19 protein-coding genes are annotated in these 17582 nt (G+C 60.2%); 16 read left to right on the plus strand and 3 right to left on the minus strand.

Annotation, left to right across the window (positions count from 1 at the left end):
* Nucleotides 1-13: 13 nt before the first annotated feature.
* Nucleotides 14-946 (minus strand): PDR/VanB family oxidoreductase, encoded by a 933-nt coding sequence (locus Q666_RS37145; RefSeq protein WP_023001315.1) that lies wholly within the window; start codon nucleotides 944-946, stop codon nucleotides 14-16.
* Nucleotides 947-1063: 117 nt separating this feature from the next.
* Between Q666_RS37145 and Q666_RS37150 the strand changes: the two genes are divergently transcribed.
* From Q666_RS37150 to Q666_RS37165, 4 genes are all read left to right on the plus strand, one after another.
* Nucleotides 1064-1525, plus strand: coding sequence for a MarR family transcriptional regulator (locus Q666_RS37150; RefSeq protein WP_286133830.1), 462 nt, complete (start codon nucleotides 1064-1066; stop codon nucleotides 1523-1525).
* Between the two features lie 372 nt (nucleotides 1526-1897).
* Nucleotides 1898-2464: a MaoC family dehydratase gene (locus tag Q666_RS37155; RefSeq protein ID WP_023001317.1), complete on the plus strand. Its 567-nt coding sequence runs from the start codon at nucleotides 1898-1900 to the stop codon at nucleotides 2462-2464.
* A gap of 6 nt (nucleotides 2465-2470) precedes the next feature.
* Nucleotides 2471-3631, plus strand: coding sequence for a CaiB/BaiF CoA-transferase family protein (locus Q666_RS37160; protein WP_031269447.1), 1161 nt, complete (start codon nucleotides 2471-2473; stop codon nucleotides 3629-3631).
* The gene (locus Q666_RS37165) at nucleotides 3628-4764 is read left to right on the plus strand and encodes a hypothetical protein (RefSeq protein ID WP_023001319.1); all 1137 of its coding nucleotides are present in this window, start codon (nucleotides 3628-3630) and stop codon (nucleotides 4762-4764) included. Before Q666_RS37160 ends, Q666_RS37165 begins: the two co-directional genes overlap by 4 nt.
* A gap of 76 nt (nucleotides 4765-4840) precedes the next feature.
* Here the strand turns inward: Q666_RS37165 and Q666_RS37170 are convergent, their stop codons facing one another.
* Nucleotides 4841-5677, minus strand: a complete 837-nt coding sequence (locus tag Q666_RS37170) for an amidohydrolase (protein ID WP_023001320.1) — start codon at nucleotides 5675-5677, stop codon at nucleotides 4841-4843.
* A 65-nt stretch (nucleotides 5678-5742) separates the two neighbouring features.
* Nucleotides 5743-6525 carry an IclR family transcriptional regulator gene (locus Q666_RS37175; protein ID WP_023001321.1) on the minus strand — a complete coding sequence of 261 codons (783 nt, stop codon included), beginning with the start codon at nucleotides 6523-6525 and terminating at the stop codon, nucleotides 5743-5745.
* Between the two features lie 176 nt (nucleotides 6526-6701).
* Between Q666_RS37175 and Q666_RS37180 the strand changes: the two genes are divergently transcribed.
* The 12 genes from Q666_RS37180 (at nucleotide 6702) to Q666_RS37235 (ending at nucleotide 17568) form a co-directional block, all read left to right on the plus strand.
* Nucleotides 6702-8018, plus strand: coding sequence for a sugar ABC transporter substrate-binding protein (locus Q666_RS37180; RefSeq protein WP_023001322.1), 1317 nt, complete (start codon nucleotides 6702-6704; stop codon nucleotides 8016-8018).
* A 106-nt stretch (nucleotides 8019-8124) separates the two neighbouring features.
* Nucleotides 8125-9021: a sugar ABC transporter permease gene (locus Q666_RS37185; RefSeq protein WP_023001323.1), complete on the plus strand. Its 897-nt coding sequence runs from the start codon at nucleotides 8125-8127 to the stop codon at nucleotides 9019-9021.
* A gap of 2 nt (nucleotides 9022-9023) precedes the next feature.
* Entirely contained in the window at nucleotides 9024-9890 is an 867-nt protein-coding gene (locus tag Q666_RS37190; RefSeq protein WP_031269448.1) for a carbohydrate ABC transporter permease, read from the plus strand.
* Nucleotides 9891-9892: 2 nt separating this feature from the next.
* Nucleotides 9893-10990 (plus strand): sn-glycerol-3-phosphate ABC transporter ATP-binding protein UgpC, encoded by a 1098-nt coding sequence (gene ugpC / locus Q666_RS37195; RefSeq protein WP_023001325.1) that lies wholly within the window; start codon nucleotides 9893-9895, stop codon nucleotides 10988-10990.
* Between the two features lie 4 nt (nucleotides 10991-10994).
* Nucleotides 10995-12116: a mandelate racemase/muconate lactonizing enzyme family protein gene (locus tag Q666_RS37200; protein WP_023001326.1), complete on the plus strand. Its 1122-nt coding sequence runs from the start codon at nucleotides 10995-10997 to the stop codon at nucleotides 12114-12116.
* Nucleotides 12117-12119: 3 nt separating this feature from the next.
* Nucleotides 12120-12449, plus strand: coding sequence for an L-rhamnose mutarotase (locus Q666_RS37205; protein WP_023001327.1), 330 nt, complete (start codon nucleotides 12120-12122; stop codon nucleotides 12447-12449).
* Nucleotides 12442-13515 carry a Gfo/Idh/MocA family oxidoreductase gene (locus tag Q666_RS37210; protein ID WP_023001328.1) on the plus strand — a complete coding sequence of 358 codons (1074 nt, stop codon included), beginning with the start codon at nucleotides 12442-12444 and terminating at the stop codon, nucleotides 13513-13515. Before Q666_RS37205 ends, Q666_RS37210 begins: the two co-directional genes overlap by 8 nt.
* A 3-nt stretch (nucleotides 13516-13518) precedes the next feature.
* Nucleotides 13519-13971, plus strand: a complete 453-nt coding sequence (locus Q666_RS37215; protein ID WP_023001329.1) for a MaoC/PaaZ C-terminal domain-containing protein — start codon at nucleotides 13519-13521, stop codon at nucleotides 13969-13971.
* 18 nt (nucleotides 13972-13989) lie between these two features.
* The gene (locus Q666_RS37220) at nucleotides 13990-14724 is read left to right on the plus strand and encodes an SDR family oxidoreductase (RefSeq protein ID WP_023001330.1); all 735 of its coding nucleotides are present in this window, start codon (nucleotides 13990-13992) and stop codon (nucleotides 14722-14724) included.
* Between the two features lie 23 nt (nucleotides 14725-14747).
* Nucleotides 14748-16043 carry an L-fuconate dehydratase gene (locus Q666_RS37225; protein WP_023001331.1) on the plus strand — a complete coding sequence of 432 codons (1296 nt, stop codon included), beginning with the start codon at nucleotides 14748-14750 and terminating at the stop codon, nucleotides 16041-16043.
* 36 nt (nucleotides 16044-16079) lie between these two features.
* A complete protein-coding gene (locus Q666_RS37230; protein ID WP_023001332.1) occupies nucleotides 16080-16919 on the plus strand; it encodes a fumarylacetoacetate hydrolase family protein in 840 nt (279 codons plus the stop codon).
* A 58-nt stretch (nucleotides 16920-16977) separates the two neighbouring features.
* Complete coding sequence (locus Q666_RS37235) at nucleotides 16978-17568, plus strand: AAA family ATPase (protein ID WP_081713181.1); 591 nt, start codon at nucleotides 16978-16980, stop codon at nucleotides 17566-17568.
* Nucleotides 17569-17582: the final 14 nt, after the last annotated feature.

Consider the following 17582-nt stretch of genomic DNA (forward strand, 5'->3'; position numbering starts at 1 on the left):
GGAATGCGAAACCCTAAAGATCGAGGACAAGTCGCGCGGATTTCGCGCGGCTGACACAAATCTGCATGACCTTTCCCGATGCCTTCTCGGCATCCGACAGCACGACGTCGCGGTGATCGGGCGTACCGCTGATCACATCCGTCTGGCAGATGCCGCAGTCGCCGCGCTGACAGTCATACATGACGTCGAGGCCGGCATCTTCCAGTGCCTGGATGATGGTCTGGTCCGGGGCGACGGTCACAACCTGTCCCGTGCTGTGTACCTCCACCTCGAATGCCGCATCGCCGGACTGCGCCTGGGGGGCGGTGAAGAGTTCAACATGAATGGCCTCTTCCGCCAGTCCGGCTGCGATCGCGGCAGCGCGTGCGGCATCGATCATTCCCTTCGGGCCGCAGATATAAAGATGCGTTCCGGAGGGCTGGGCTTTCATCAGTGCGGCCAGATCGAGCGGGTTCGTGTCGTCAAGGTAAAAACGGGCGCTGTCACCGAAGGCGTTCTTCAGCTTGTCGGCAAAACCCATCCGCGCAGCCGAACGGGCAGAATAATGCAGCTCGAAAGACCGGTCCTGCGATTTTAGCCGGGTCGCCATCGAAATGAGCGGCGTGATGCCGATGCCGCCGGCCAGTAGCAGGACGTGCGGAACATCTTCGGCAAGCGGGAAGTCGTTCTTCGGTTCGCTGACGGAGATCGATTGACCAGCGCTCAGGGCATGCATGGCCTTGGAGCCACCCTGGCCGCTCTCTTCCCGCTGAACCGCGACCGTATAGAGGTCATCAGTCTCCGGCCAGTCGATCAGGGAGTACTCCCGTTCGCCCAAAGGACCGAGATCGAATTTGACATGCGCACCGGGCTCATAGCCCGGCAATGACCCGCCGGCTTCCGCCCGAAACCTGAAAACACGAATCTGATCGGTTTCCGGTTCTACACCTTCAAGAACAAGTTTCACCGCAATGCCTCCTCTTGTAAAAAATATGAAATTTCATATAAAATGAGTCAAGCCTCTTTTTTTCCCGATCCGTCCGGGATAAATGACACTTTGAAAACAGGTGCATAGTTGGAGGGGGTGTTGACCCTGACGCCGGAAAAATTCGTTTCTTCTTACCTGCTGTACCTGCTGGCAGCATCAAGCGAAGCGGCAAGCCACCAGTTTCACCTCCGTGTGCGCGAATTGGGCCTGCGCGTTCCGGAATGGCGGGTTCTTGCCTGCCTTTACGATCAGGACGGACTGATGATCACGCAGTTGGCGAAATACTCCCTTCTGGAGCAATCCAGAATGACGCGTATTGTCGATCAGATGGAAAAGCGTGGTCTGGTCGTGCGCAAGAGCGACAAGGGCGACGGCCGCCGCGTCCGCGTTCACCTGACCGACGCCGGGCAGAAGCTGAGCTCCGAAGTGGTCGAAGAGGCAAGGGAACACGAAAGAACCCTTCTGTCTGCCTTGAACCAATCGGATGCGGACCGGATCAAGCCGTCCCTGGAACGGCTCCTGGCTTCCCTCAACAGCTGGAACAGCGCCAACGAATAGGCGTCTGGCGCTGGTTGTTCTTGTCGCGACGGACGACGAGAAAGCACATCAGGATCGCTGGCAGTCTCGCGGTGCGTCTTCTTCAGCCCCGCCAGCGCCTTGACGCTAATGGCTGCTCAAACCGTCTTGCCCGGCTGTCATTCTCCCCATTACCCACTTAACCCACCGCAATCGCCTGGCTCTGCGTGCACTGCAGTTCCGGTTGCCGTTGGCTGCTGCGGCACACCCAGCTCGCTGCAGCTTCTTTGCTGTTGGCTCATTGCCTGCGGGGCCTGCGATGGCGCCTTCCAGTCATGCACCGGGAAGAACAGAGCCCTTGCTTCTAAAAATCATATGTGAATATAGTATTCACATAAGAAATTGGGAGGAGCCATGGAAACGTCATTCGCACCGACGGTCGGGATCGACAGTACGCTGCCGAAGGATATGCCGGCGGCGCATGCGGCCATCCCGGTCTGGAATTCGGAAAACTGGTTTTACGAAGACTGGCAGCCGAGGCATTGCATACGCTCCCTGCGTCGGACGATCGCTGAAGGCGAAAGCCACCTCTTCAACACGCTGGTCGTCGACATTCACCCTTATGTGCAGGACCAGATGTTCGCAGAAACGGAAGGGGTCTTCGGCAAGAGACTGGTTGCCGGAGCGTTCGTCTTCTCCGCAGGCCTCGGCCTTGTCGCGACCAACTGCGTCAACGCGTTTTCCTATGGCTACGACAAGCTGCGCTTCATCAAGCCGGTCTTCATTGGCGACACGATCTATACGGTCCGGACAAACCTCGACAAGAAGCCGAAATACGAAGAGATGGGCCTCATTCGGGCGTCCTACGAAGTCTTCAAGGGGGCAGGGGAACTCGTCCTCTACTGCGAGCATCTGCAAACCGTGAAATACCGCAATCCGGCCGCCCATGCGGACCGGACAGAACCTGAAAACCGGGCCTGAACCGACATGAACTCCACTTCAGAACTACCGCTCGCCGGGATCACCGTGCTCGACATGAGCCAGTTTCTCTCCGGTCCCTATGCCACTCTGCGCCTGCAGGATCTTGGCGCGCGCGTTATCAAGATCGAACGGCCAGGCTCCGGAGACCTGTCGCGCAGCCTCTATCTGAGCGACACGGAAATCGGCGGGGATTCGACCATCTTTCACGCCATCAACCGCGGCAAGGAAAGCCTCGCCGTCGACTTGAAGAAGCCGGAGGACATAGACCGTCTCAAGCGCCTGATCGCCAAGGCCGACGTGCTGGTCCAGAATTTCCGGCCCGGCGTGATCGAACGGCTGGGCCTCGACTACGAGACCGTACGGACAATCAATCCGGGTCTGGTCTACGGCTCGATCAGCGGTTACGGGGAAGACGGCCCATGGGTTGCCCGCCCAGGGCAGGATCTGCTTGCCCAGGCACGTTCGGGCCTCATGTGGCTCAGCGGCAACGACGGTGACGGCCCGGTACCGATGGGACTTGCCGTCGGCGACATGTTCGCAGGGGCAGCCCTGGCACAGGGCCTTCTTGCAGGCCTCGTCCGGCGCGGTATTACCGGCAAGGGCAGCCATGTCCAGACCAGCCTTCTCGAAGCGCTGGTCGACTTCCAGTTCGAGGTTCTGACCACCTATCTCAACGACGGAAGGCGCATGCCGAAACGATCCGGTTTCCGCAACGCCCATGCCTATCTCTCCGCGCCTTACGGCGTGTATGAGGCAAAGGACGGGTACATTGCGGTTGCCATGACGCCGATCCCGAAACTGCGTGACCTGATGGAGCTGGAAGCTCTCGAGCTTTATTGCGGCGATCCGGCGGTCTGGTTTTCCGAACGCGAGACGATCAAGAAGCTGATCGCAGGTGCGATTGCCGAACGAACGGTCGAGGACTGGATGTCCGTTTTCGAACCCGCCGACATCTGGTGTGCACCGGTGCTCGACTGGGACAGCCTGCTGGAAAGCGAAGGGTTCAACGGACTGGACCTGCTGCAGCGCGTCGAGCGTGAAGACAATGTCTCGATCCTGACAACCCGTTCCCCGTTGAGAGTGAACGGCGCCCGTCCGAAAATCGCCCGGGCTGCACCGCGCGTCGGCGAACACACGGCCGCGATCGAAAAGGAGTTCGGCCTATGAGCGCCGCTCGCCTGAAAGGCATGACCTGGAGCCACCCGCGCGGCTACGAGCCCATGGTTGCCTGCTCGAAGCTCTGGGAAGAGCAGACGGGTGTCGGGATCGACTGGGACAAACGCTCGCTTCAGGACTTCGAATCCTACCCGGTCGAAGATCTCGCGCGCCAGTATGATCTGATCGTCATCGACCATCCGCACGTTGGCGAAATCACCACGCAGAACTGTCTTGTTCCACTCGACAGACACGGGGACCCGCAAAACCGGCAGGCCGTCGCCAATGGCAGTGTCGGCGGTTCTTATGAAAGCTATTTCTGGGAGGGCCACCAGTGGGCCTATCCGATCGACGCCGCCGCGCAGATCCAGGCCTATCGGTCAGACCTCGTCGGCACGGCACCCACACGCTTCGACGAAGTCCTTGAACTGGCGGAAGCGGGCAAGGTGCTGATCCCGATGCGCCCGCCCCATTCGCTGATGACCTTCTTCACCCTGTCGGCAAACCTTGGAACACCTTGCACGACGACAGGACCGGGCGAGCTTATTTCGGTTGAGAACGGCGCACCGGTCTATGAGCTGATCTCGCGCCTGATGCGGCACGTTCCTGACCGGTGCTATGGCATGGACCCGATCGCGGTATTTGAGGAGATGTGCAAGACGGACAGCCCGATTGCCTGTGTTCCCCTGATCTACGGCTACGTCAACTACGGTATCGAAGGCTTCCGGCCTAAACGCCTGTCCTTTGCCGATATCCCTGCTGCCGGCAGCAGCGGCCCGACAGGCTCCGCACTTGGCGGCACCGGCATTGCCGTTTCCGCGTTTTCGAACCATGTCTCGAAGGCTGCGGACTTCGCTCTCTGGATTGCAAGTGGCCCAGTGCAGCGCGGGCCTTTTGCAGCTGCCGGTGGCCAGCCTGGTCATGCGGACGGCTGGTCTGACAAGACCGTCAATGATGTGACAAACGGCTTTTACCGCAACACCCGCCGGACCCTGGACAACGCCTGGGTCCGTCCGCGTCACAAGGGCTACATGGCATTTCAGGCAGCAGCTTCAGAACGGCTGAACCTGGGCCTGCAAGGTGGTGAGACAGCGCAATCCGTCATCGGCGACATCAATGCGCTTTTCGCCGGGAGTTTTGAGTAAGCCCTTCGAAGGCAATGCGTCTGCGGACAACCGTCCAAACGCGCCTCCAATCACATTGGGGGCGCGGTTCAGTTGATCAAAGCTGCCAGATACGTTTTGCGTTTCCAGACAGCAGCTTTGTACGTTCATCCTCGCTGACGCCTTCCAGCAGAGCGTGGGTCGCAGCAACCCATGCCAGCAAGCCGCCACCAAGCGTGCAGACCGGCCAGTCACTGCCCCAGACAACACGGTCCCAGCCGAATGCCTGAATGGTGTGCTCCGCCCAGGGGCGCAGGGTCTCGGCAATCCAGCTTTCAGGATCGGCATAGGCTACGATCCCGGAGATCTTGGCGCAGACATTGGGGCGTTTTGCGAGTTCCGTAACCCGCTCCTGCCAGGGCTGGCGTTCGTCGGCGGCGATATCCGGTACACCGCAATGGTCCAGTATGAAGGTGACGTCGGGAGCCAGATCGACAAGCTCCATTGCCCGCTCAAGCTGGCGGGGCAGGACGCAGAGGTCGAAGGTGAAGCGCGTGCCGCCAAGGCGCTTCAGGTTTTCCCGGAATAGAGGCTGATCGGACAACTCGTCCGGCATGACGTGCAACACACGCCGGAAACCCTTTACAAGCTCATTTGCCTGCTGCCGCTCCAGATAGGCAGCAAAGCTTTCCTCCTCGGGACGGCAAGACGCAATTGCCCCCTTGATGAGGCTGTCCGGCCGGTTTGCCAGAGTGCCGACATATCCTGTCTCAGCTTCGATGAGGGGTTCAGCGACATCGACCTCCATATGAAGCGTGGTCGAAATGCCTGCGCGCCGCGCATCACGGGCATAGGTTTCGTATGTCCAGTCCCGATTGAGCGGTTCGACACCCGCCAGCCACGGATAGTCCAGAGCCGACCGGTCTATGACATGAAGATGGGTGTCGACGATCATGCTGCTCCTCCTCGCAAATAGCCGGGCAATCCTTCCACAGGAAAATAGATTATTCAAATAAGAATTTATTCGGCCGATTTGCCGTCCGTTCCGGTCAGTTCCGACAACTGTCGCGCGGTTCTGGTCAGAAGTTCCAACGTCCCGGTGATGTCGGGGGCCTGCGGGGTGTTCACCAGCGTGATGAAAGGAACAGTCAGCGCCGCGATGGCCCGTCCGTCCGGGCTCAGGATCGGAGCGGACAGGTTGTAGACACCGGCAGTCTGGAGGCTCGGCATCATTTCGTAGCCACGTTCCGAAATCTGGTCGAGCCGGTCGAAGAACTCCTTCTCGACGGTCGGATGTTCGGTGCTGCGGGAATATTCGTTGATCATCATCAGGCGTTCCTCTTGCGGCCTGAAGGCCAGAAGAACGTGACCGGATCCGGTGTCGTAGAGCGAAATATTCGAGCCGACGCGGATTGAGATCCCCCAGTAGCTCGGTGCCTCCTGCTGCGCGACGACGACGACCGATCCACGGTCGAAGACGGAGAGCTGGTTTGCCTGGAGCGTCTTTTCCGCAAGGTCGCGCATGAAGGGCGTTGCAAAGGAAACGAGACGGCGGACCGGCGCATGGGACTGCGCCAGACCGAAGAGCTTTAGTGTCAGCGAGTAGCGGTCACCGTCGATCCTTGTGACGTAACCCCGACGCACCAACCGGTCCAGCATGCGGTAGAATTCGTTGGGGCTGCGGCCGAGATGCTTGGCGATCTCCGCCTGGGTCAATCCGCCGTCAATGCCTGCAAGAAGTTCAAGAATATCGAGCCCCTTGTCGAGGGCGGGTGCCCGGTATCGATCCTCTTCCTGTTCCATACTTTTCTCCGTGAAGTGCAATATTCATATACGCACACCCTTCTCGAAAAACAAACAAGAATGCGCCGGAGCAGCTTGACCATAAATGAAGAGCATGTTTGTATATAAATGAACCACTCATTAGTGAGTTGTTTGGGCGGACACCCGCCTTCTTTGAAAGTCTCGGGAGGAGGCTCATGAAAAATCTATTGGCCGGCGCGTCCGCCGGCGTTATCGCTCTTTTTGCCGTTGGCTCTGCGCTCGCGCAGGATCTGCCCGGCAAGTTTGACGGGGTCACGATCGATGCCAAGCTGATCGGTGGCCAGCAGTACGAAAAGCTCTATGCGCGCATCGGCGAATGGGAGGCGGCGACGGGGGCCAAGGTCAACGTCATCTCCAAGAAGAACCACTTCGACCTCGACAAGGAGATCAAGTCGGACATCGCCGTGGGTGCGTTGAACTGGTGTGTGGGTTCGAACCACTCATCCTTCGCGCCCCAGTATCCGGGCATCTACACCGACCTTGCAGCACTGCTGCCGAAGGAAGAAATCGACGCCTTCGTCGATGCCAACATCTCCGCCTCGACGCTTGACGGAAAACTGGTGATGCTGCCGCGCGCCCAGTTCGACGTGTCCGCGCTCTACTACCAGAAGAGCCTTTATGCGGACGAAGACAACAAGGCGAAGTTCAAGGAAAAATACGGCTATGACCTGACGCCGCCGGACACCTGGCAGCAGGTAACCGATCAGGCCGAGTTCTTCGCCAATCCGCCGGATTTCTACGGCACGCAATTTGCCGGCAAGGAAGAGGCCATCAACGGCCGTTTCTATGAAATGCTGCGCGCGGAAGGTGGCGAATACCTGGATGCCGATGGCAAGCCTGCGTTCAATTCGGAAGCCGGTGTACGTGCGCTGAACTGGTTCGTGGATCTCTACAAAGCGAAAGCCGTTCCCGCCGGTACAACCAACTACCTCTGGGACGACCTTGGCCAGGGCTTTGCCTCCGGCACGGTTGCCATCAACCTGGACTGGCCGGGCTGGGCCGGCTTCTTCAACGACCCGGGTGCTTCCAAGGTGGCCGGCGATGTCGGTGTCGTTGCACCGCCCAAGGGCTCCTCGGGTGCCCGGACCGGATGGTCGGGACATCACGGTTTCTCCGTCACCGAAAACTGCGAGAACAAGGAAGCCGCAGCTTCCCTCGTCTGGTTCCTGACCAACGAGGACAGCCAGAAGCAGGAAGCAGCCGGCGGACCGTTGCCGACGCGCGACGCCGTCTGGGACTGGGTGATCGCGGAAGCCTCCGACGACCCGTTCCGCAAGGAAGTTCTGCAGGCCTTCCAGGAAGCCGCCAAAGGCGCTTACCCGGTTCCTCAGTCTCCGTCCTGGATCGAGATCTCCAACGCGGTCTATCCGCAGCTGCAGGCTGCCATTCTCGGCGACAAGACGCCCCAGCAGGCGCTTGACGATGCAGCGGCCGAGGCCACTGAAATCCTGCAGGATGCCGGAGAGCTATAAGCTCGCTCAAGGACAGGCGCGGCCCTGCCGCGCCTGATCCCGCCGGGTTTCCCGCGCGACATTCGCGGGTCGGCTAGCTCCTTTCGTAAAACGATATGAGGATAGAATGAGAGGCTGGAAGCCCGCGCCGCATGTGCTTCTGCTGCTGCCGGCGTTTATCGTCCTGGCGGCAGTTGTGGTCGTGCCACTCCTGTTGTCACTGTATTCAAGTTTCACGCCGTTCCGCCTGACCCGGCCGGACACGATCTATACGTTCATCGGCTTCCGCAACTACGTGCGGCTTCTGACGGACATGGATTTCTGGGTCGCCTTCGGCCGCACGGTGCTGCTGCTGACCTTCGCGCTCAACCTGGAAATGCTGCTCGGTCTGGGCCTGGCGCTGCTTGTTGAAAAGGCCACACGCGGACAGCGGATCCTGCGCACCATCATGATGTTTCCCATGATGTTCTCGCCGGTTCTGGTCGGCTTCCAGTTCAAGTTCATGTTCAACGACAACATCGGCGTCGTGAACAACGCGCTGCAATCGCTCGGGCTCACGGATATCGCCATTCCCTGGCTGATCGACGGACAGCTTGCCTTCATTTCCATCCTGATTGCGGAAATCTGGTCGTCCACTGCGGTCTTCGCGATCTTCATTCTGGCGGGCCTGATGGCCATGCCGCGCGAGCCGCTGGAAGCGGCCAAGGTGGACGGTTGCACCTCGTGGCAGAGCTTCCGCTATGTGACCTGGCCGTTCATCATGCCCTTTGCCTATATCGCCATGACCATCCGCTCGCTCGACATCGCCCGCGCCTATGACATCGTCAAGATCATGACCGATGGCGGCCCTGCCGGGCGTACCGAGATCCTCTGGACGATGATTGCCCGCACCGCCTATTCCGACGCGCGCATGGGGCTGGCCAACGCCATGGCCTACATCGCCATTCTTCTTTCAATCCTGTTCACGGCGCTGTTCTTCCGGCAACTCGCGAAGGCCCGCCAGCAGATCGGCGCGGAGTGGTGATCATGGACGAGAATACCGCACATCGCCTCAAGGGCCGTTTCCTGAAGGCCGGCCACCTTATCGGACTGTTCCTCGCCATGACGATCATCTGTCTGCCGGGGGTCTGGATCGTTCTTTCCTCGCTCCGCCCGACAGTCGAGATCATGGCCAAACCGCCAGTGTGGATCCCGCGCGAGCTGTCGTTCGATGCCTATGTGGCAATGTTCTCCGGCGTTGGCCAGGGCGGCATTCCGGTGCTGGAGTATTTCCGCAATTCACTGATCATCTCGGTCACCTCGACCGTGATCGCTCTGGCGGTCGGCATGGCCGGTGGTTACGCGTTTGCGCGCTACCGCTTCCGCGGCAAGTCGGCCATTTTCCTTGGCTTCATGCTCACGCGAACCGTGCCTGGCATCGCGCTGTCACTGCCGCTATTCTTCGTCTATGCCAAGATCGGCATCATCGACACCCACTTCGGACTGATCCTTGCCTATGTGGCACTCAACGTGCCCTTCACGGTCTGGCTGATCGATGGTTTCTTCCGCCAGGTCCCCCGGGATCTTGCGGAAGCGGCCCAGATCGACGGCTGCACCCGGTGGCAAGCCTTCTGGCAGGTTGAATTTCCGCTGGCGCGTTCAGGCATCGCCTCCGCCGGTATCTTCGCCTTCCTGATTTCCTGGAACGAATTCGCGCTGGCATCCCAGCTCACCCGGTCGACCAATTCCAAGACGCTGCCGGTCGGTCTGCTGGATTACACCGCCGAATTCACCATCGACTGGCGGGGCATGTGCGCGCTGGCCGTGGTCATGATCATTCCGGCACTCACCCTGACATTCATCGTACAAAAACACCTCGTCTCCGGCCTCACCTCCGGCGCAGTGAAGGGATAGACATGGCTACCGTCTCTTTGAAAAACCTGGTCAAGAAATACGGGCAACTGGAGGTGGTTCATTCCATCAACCTTGAGGTCAAGGACCGGGAGTTCATCGCGCTGGTCGGCCCGTCCGGCTGTGGCAAGTCGACCTCGCTTCGCATGATCGCCGGGCTGGAGGACATCTCGGGTGGCGAAATCCACATCGGCGACCGGGTGGTCAACGACCTGCCGCCGCGCCAGCGCAACATCTCCATGGTCTTCCAGTCCTATGCGCTCTACCCGCATATGACGGTTGCAGAGAACATGGGATTTTCGTTGAAGATCGCCGGAAAATCCCAGGCGGAGATCGATGCGGCGGTCGCGGAAGCGGCGCGCACGCTCAGCCTCGAGGCCCTTCTGGAACGACGGCCGTCCCAACTTTCCGGCGGCCAGCGCCAGCGTGTTGCCATGGGCCGCGCCATCGTGCGCAATCCGGATGTGTTCCTGTTCGACGAACCGCTTTCCAACCTTGATGCCAAGCTGCGCATGCAGATGCGCACGGAGATCAAGAAACTGCATTCCAAGGTCCAGTCGACGGTCATCTACGTGACCCACGACCAGGTGGAAGCCATGACCCTGTCCGACCGTATCGTGATCATGCGCGACGGCCATATCGAGCAGGTCGGCACGCCGGAGGAAGTCTTCCAGCGCCCAAGGACCCGCTTTGTCGCCGGGTTCATCGGTTCGCCGACCATGAACCTGCGCGAAGCGGTCATCGATGATGGCAAGCTCGCCTTCGCAAATGGCGCCAGCCTGCCGCTGCCGATGCAATTCCGGAACGCGGTCAGCGTTGGCCAGAAAGTCGTGTTCGGCCTGAGACCGGACGATTTGTATCCGGCGGGACATGGCCTGCATTCCGGCGAGGCCCATGACGTGCACACGACGCAGGTGCCTGTGTCGATCACCGAACCGCTCGGCAACGAGACCCTCGTCTTTGCAGAGTTCGCTGGTGAGGACTGGATTGCGCGCATGCTCAACCCGAAGGCGCTGCACACCGGTGACAAGATCGATCTCAGTTTCGACCTCAGCCAGGCACATCTCTTCGATGCCGCCACCGAACAGACCTTGAGGAGCTGAACGCATGGCACGGATTGAAAAAGTCGAACTGCGCATGGTCGACCTGGTTCCGAAGGTCAAGCGAACCGATGCGATCCAGAGTTTCGTCAGCCAGGAAACACCGATCGTCACGATCACCGATGCGGACGGTGCGACGGGCACAGGCTACAGCTATACGATCGGCACCGGTGGATCGTCGGTCATGCGGCTTCTTGCGGACCATCTCGCCCCGGTTCTGATCGGCCGTGACGCAGACATGATCGAGGGCATCTGGCACGAACTGGAGTTCTTCACCCACGCTACCACGATCGGCGCCATTTCCTCCATTGCGCTTGCCGCCATCGACACGGCCCTCTGGGACTTGCGTGCGCGCAAGATGGGGCTGCCGCTCTGGAAGCTGGCGGGTGGAGCCAAGGACCGTTGCCCGCTGTATACGACCGAAGGCGGCTGGCTGCATATCGAAACCGAAGCCCTGGTCGAGGATGCTCTTGCGGCCAAGGCAAAGGGCTTTACCGGATCGAAGGTCAAGATCGGCCGCCCGCATGTCTCCGAGGACTACGAGCGGCTTGCCGCCGTGCGTGCCGCCGTCGGTGACGGCTATGAGATCATGACCGACTGCAATCAGGGCTTCACCGTCGATGAAGCCATCCGGCGCGCCGACCGCCTGCGGGACCTGGACCTTGCCTGGTTCGAGGAACCGCTACCCGCCGACGACATCGGTGGCCATGTGCGCCTGTCGCAGAGAACTTCGACGCCGGTCGCTGTCGGCGAGTCGCTCTATTCGATCCGGCATTTCCGGGAATACATGCAGGCCGGAGCATGCTCTGTGGTGCAGGTCGATGCCGGACGGATCGGCGGCATCACCCCCTGGCTGAAGGTTGCCCATGCTGCGGAAGCCTTCGACATGCCGATCTGTCCGCACTTCCTGATGGAGCTGCACGTCAGCCTGACCTGTGCCGTGCAGAACGGCAAATACGTCGAGTACATTCCGCAGCTCGACGAACTGACCAATAGCCGTATGACAATTGAAAACGGCCATGCGCTCGCACCCGTGGAACCGGGCATCGGCATTGATTGGGACTGGGACGCGGTGCGCGGAAAGAGCATTCCCGAGTTCACCAGCACAATCACCCGGCAGGAGGCGTAGGTCATGCAGCGCATGGGCATGGTGATCGGTCTCGAGCCGGGGAAAGTTGCCGAATACAAGCGGTTGCACGCTGCGGTCTGGCCGGAGATCCTCGACATGATCTCCAAATGCAACATCCGGAATTATTCCATCTTCCTGAAGGAGCCGGAAAATCTGCTCTTCGGCTACTGGGAATATCACGGCACGGACTTTGAGGCCGATGCCGCGAAGATGGCCGCCGATCCGAAAACGCAGGAATGGTGGGGTGTCTGCATGCCCTGCCAGAAGCCGCTCGACTCCCGAAAGGACGGCGAGTGGTGGGCGATGATGGAAGAGGTCTTCCATCATGACTGAAGCTTTCGATCCGGCCAGCCTTTCCCAGGACTGGCCAAGGCCCGCCAATCCACGCCCCATCGTGACTTTCGGCGCAGGCTCCATCGTCGGTGATGCCCATTTCCCCGCTTACAGGAAAGGCGGCTTTCCGATTGCGGGACTTTATGACCCGGATGCCGGCAAAGCGCAGGCTCTGGCGGATCAATGGGGCATCAAGGCCTTTGCCAGCGCGGAGGAAGCAGCCAGTGTGCCGGGTGCGGTCTTCGACCTTGCCACTCCGCCACAGGTGCATGCCGATGTCCTCGGCCTGCTACCGGAAGGGGCCCCGGTGCTGATCCAGAAGCCCATGGGCAGCGACCTGGACCAGGCAACGGATATTCTCAGGATCTGCCGCGAGCGCAAACTGATCGCCGCCGTCAACTTCCAGCTCCGCTTCGCACCGATGATGCTCGCCCTCAAGGACGCCATCGCCAAGGGCTGGCTTGGAGAAGTTGTCGATTTCGATGCCTGGCTGGCTCTCGCCACGCCCTGGGAGCTCTGGGCCTTCTTGAAAGGACTGCCCCGGATCGAGATCACCATGCATTCGATCCATTATCTCGACTTGATCCGGCAGGTGCTTGGGGACCCGAAAGGCGTGCACGCGAAATCGCTCGGCCATCCGTCCCATGAAATGGCCCAGACCCGCACCAGCGCGATCCTCGACTACGGCGACAAGGTGCGTTGTGCGCTCTCCATCAATCACGATCACAAGTTCGGCCGCCGGCACCAGGCTTGCGAGTTCCGAGTGTGTGGCACGGAAGGCGCTGCCTATCTGCAGCTCGGTGTCAATCTCGACTATCCGAACGGCGAACCGGACATCCTGGAGATCCGCCCCAAGGGTGGAGACGAGTGGATCCCCGTCCCCCTGAAAGGGGCCTGGTTCCCGGACGCTTTCGTCGGCCGCATGGCAAATCTCCAGCGCTTTGCGTCCGGCGAGGACGCCGAGCTGGTGAGTTCGGTCGAAGACGCCTGGAACACGATGGCTCTGGTGGAAGCGGCCTATGCCTCCTCCACGTCCCCTGCAACTCCACTCGCACAAAGACCATAAGTCATGGAACAAACGACCTATTTCGAAGAGTATGAGCTCGGCCATGAGCGCATCACCTATGGCCGCACGATTACCGAAACCGACTTCGTGGTCCACGCAGGCCATACCGGAGACTTCTTTCCGCATCACATGGACGCGGAGTTCATGAAGACCCAGCCCTTCGGCCAGCGGATTGCCCACGGCACCATGGTGTTCGCCATCGGCGTCGGCCTGACCGCCAGCATCATAAACCCTGTTGCCTTCTCCTATGGCTACGACCGGATGCGCTTCGTGAAGCCGGTTTTCATCGGAGACACCATCCGTTCGCGCGTGACCATCGTTGCCAAGGACGATGACCCGAAACGCCCGGCATTCGGCCGCGTGGTCGAACGGACGGAAGTTCTCAATCAAAGCGACGAAGTGGTTCTCGTCGCCGATCACATCCACATCGTTGAACGAAAGAACAAGCCCGCCTGAGGGGCAGATGGAGCCGACATGACAGACTGGGTGAAGGACAAGACCGTTCTGGTGACAGCCGCGGGACAGGGGATCGGACGCGCGACGGCGCTCGCCTTTGCCGCCAGGGGCGCGAAGGTTGTGGCAACGGACATCAACGAAACGGCCCTTTCCGAACTCGAAGGATCAGCAGGGATCGAAACCCGTCGCCTCGACGTTTTGAAGGATATGGACGTACAGACCGTCGTTGCCGAAACCGGCCCGGTGGACGTCCTCTTCAACGGGGCGGGTTTCGTTCATGCAGGCTCGATCCTTGACATGAAAGACGAGGACTTCGACTTTGCGGTCGACCTCAACGTGCGCTCAATGATCCGGACCATTCGGGCTGTGCTGCCGGCAATGCTGGAACGGGGAGGCGGCGCCATCATCAACATGGCATCCGTCGCAAGTTCCATGAAAGGCGTGCCGAACCGCTTCGTCTACACTACCACGAAAGCGGCCGTGATCGGCCTGACCAAGGCGGTTGCCGCCGATTTTGTGGCGCAGAACATCCGTTGCAACGCGATCTGCCCGGGCACGGTGGAAAGCCCTTCGCTGCAGGACCGTTTGCGCGCCCAGGGCGACTATGAAGCCGCCCGGGCCGCCTTCATCGCGCGCCAGCCGATCGGCAGGATCGGTACGCCGGAAGAGATCGCTGATCTCGCGGTTCATCTTGCCAACGCGACCTATACCACCGGGCAGGCCTATGCCATCGACGGCGGCTGGACCATCTGACATTTCATTGAGGACGTGAACCCGTGACGACAATCACCGGTCTGAAGACGTACGATCTCCGCTTTCCGACGTCCGAAACCCTGGACGGTTCGGACGCCATGAACCCCGATCCGGACTATTCCGCGGCCTATGTCGTCCTTCAAACCGACGACGACGGCCTTGATGGCCATGGCCTGACCTTCACCATCGGGCGCGGGAATGACATCTGCGTTGCCGCAATCGAGGCCATGGGCCACCTGGTGACAGGGCTTGATCTTGCCTGGATCTCCGAAAACCCCGGCCGCTTCTGGCGTCACGTGACCTCGGACAGCCAGTTGCGCTGGATCGGACCGGACAAGGGCGCCATGCATCTCGCCACCGGCGCCGTCGTCAATGCCGTCTGGGACCTCTTGGCCAAACAGGCCGGCAAACCGGTCTGGCGTCTTGTCGCGGACATGAGCCCGGAAGAGATCGTTTCCATCATTGATTTCCGCTACCTGACCGATGCGATCACGCCGGAAGAGGCACTTGCCATCCTGAAAGCGGCGGAACCGGGCAAGGCGGAACGGATCGCGCAGCTCGAAGCACATGGCTATCCCTGTTATACCACTTCGGCGGGCTGGCTCGGCTATCCCGACGACAAGCTGCGCCGGCTGTGCCGGGAAGCGGTCGAGGCTGGGTATACCCACGTAAAACTCAAGGTCGGGCGCGATCTCGCCGATGACATCCGCCGGCTGAGGATCGCCCGGGAGGAGCTCGGGCCCGAACGGTTCCTCATGATCGATGCCAACCAGGTGTGGGACGTCGGACAGGCCATCGACTGGGTACAGCAACTCGCGTTTGCCAAACCCTACTTCATCGAAGAACCAACCAGCCCGGATGACATCGCCGGCCATCGTGCGATCCGCGAAGCGGTGACGCCGGTGAAGGTGGCAACCGGTGAAATGTGCCAGAACCGGATCGTCTTCAAGCAGATGATCGCAGGCGGTGCCATCGACATCGTGCAGATCGACGCCTGCCGGATGGGCGGTCTCAACGAGGTTCTCAGCGTTCTGCTGATGGCAGCCAAATTCGGCACTCCCGTCTGGCCGCATGCCGGCGGCGTCGGTCTTTGCGAGTATGTGCAGCATCTGTCGATGATCGACTTCGTTGCGGTTTCCGGAACCAGGGAAGGGCGCGTGATCGAATATGTCGATCATCTCCACGAACATTTCGTCGACCCCTGCATCATCCGCAATGCCGCCTATATGCCGCCGCAGATGCCGGGTTTTTCCGTGGAGATGAAACCGGCCTCCATCGAACATCACATCTTTCGAGACGGTGGCGCAGACGCCGCCTGATGTCACAAGCCACACATCAAAACCAAGGATAACCCCATGAAACTTCTCCGCATTGGAGACGCCGGACGGGAAAAGCCCGCCATTCTGGACAGTGATAACCGGCCGCGGGATCTCTCCGCTCTCGTTTCCGACATTGCCGGCGACACGCTGACGCCGGACGGGCTGGCGAAAATCGCATCCGTAGATCCGGCCACCCTGCCGTTGCTCGAGGAAGGCCGTATCGGTCCCTGCGTGGGTCATGTCGGCAAGTTCATCTGCATTGGCCTCAACTATTCCGACCATGCCGCCGAAACCGGTGCGGAAGTGCCCAAGGAACCGGTGATCTTCCTGAAGGCGACAAGCGCGATCTGCGGACCCAATGACGACGTGAAGATCCCGCGCGGATCGGTCAAGACCGACTGGGAAGTCGAACTTGGTGTCGTGATCGGCAAGGGCGGCAGCTACATCGAGGAAGCAGAAGCCCTTGACCACGTCGCGGGATATTGCGTCATCAACGATGTTTCCGAACGCGAATTCCAGATCGAACGCGGCGGCACCTGGGACAAGGGCAAGGGATGCGACACCTTCGGCCCGACAGGGCCCTGGCTGGTGACCCGGGACGAAGTTTCCGATCCGCAGAACCTGAAGATGTGGCTGGACGTCGACGGCAAGCGCTATCAGGACGGGTCGACGGAGACCATGGTCTTCGGTGTCGCCCACCTGGTCAGCTATGTCAGCCGGTTCATGAGCCTGCAGCCGGGCGACATCATTTCCACCGGCACGCCTCCGGGCGTCGGCATGGGACAGAAACCGCCAATCTATCTGAAGGGCGGAGAGGTGATCGAGCTGGGCATTGAAGGACTTGGCGTCCAGCGGCAAAACGTGGGCAAGGCTTAACGTAGCTTTTGCCGTGATGGCGACGCTCTCCAACAAAGGGTGTCGCCTGACAGTCCAGATGCCCGCATCTGATAAGGAAATCATGATGCCAAACGATACCTACCGCCGGAACGTCATCCTGTCCGGATGTTCGGGTGGCGGAAAGTCAACGCTTTTGGCGGAACTGGAACGACGGGGTTTCGAAACCGTGCCGGAACCCGGCAGGAGGATCGTCGCCGAAGAGCAACAAGCTGAGGGGAGGGCGCTTCCCTGGGTCAATCTCGAAGCCTTCGCCAGAAGAGCGATCGACATGTCAGTCCGTGACAGGGAGCGATTGAACAGCGCTGAAGGATGGGTCTTCTTCGACCGGGGCCTGATCGACGCAGCTGTTGCCCTGGAATTCACGACCGGCGTAGCCGTGTCAGACACCCTCGGCAAAACAAGCCGATTTCATTTTCAGGTCTTTCTGACACCGCCCTGGCCGGAGATTTACGCCATAGACGCCGACCGGCAGCACGGCCTGGATGAAGCTATCGGAGAATACCAGCGATTACTCGATGCCTACGGCCAACTTGGCTACGAGAAAATCATCTTGCCGAAGACGGATGTCGGGAAGCGAGCGGATTTCATCCTGGATTGTCTTTCCAGGCACCAGGAGACGCAGCACTAGATCGGCATCGCCAA

The organism is Labrenzia sp. C1B70, assembly GCF_000475395.1.
GTDB lineage: Bacteria > Pseudomonadota > Alphaproteobacteria > Rhizobiales > Stappiaceae > Roseibium > Roseibium algicola.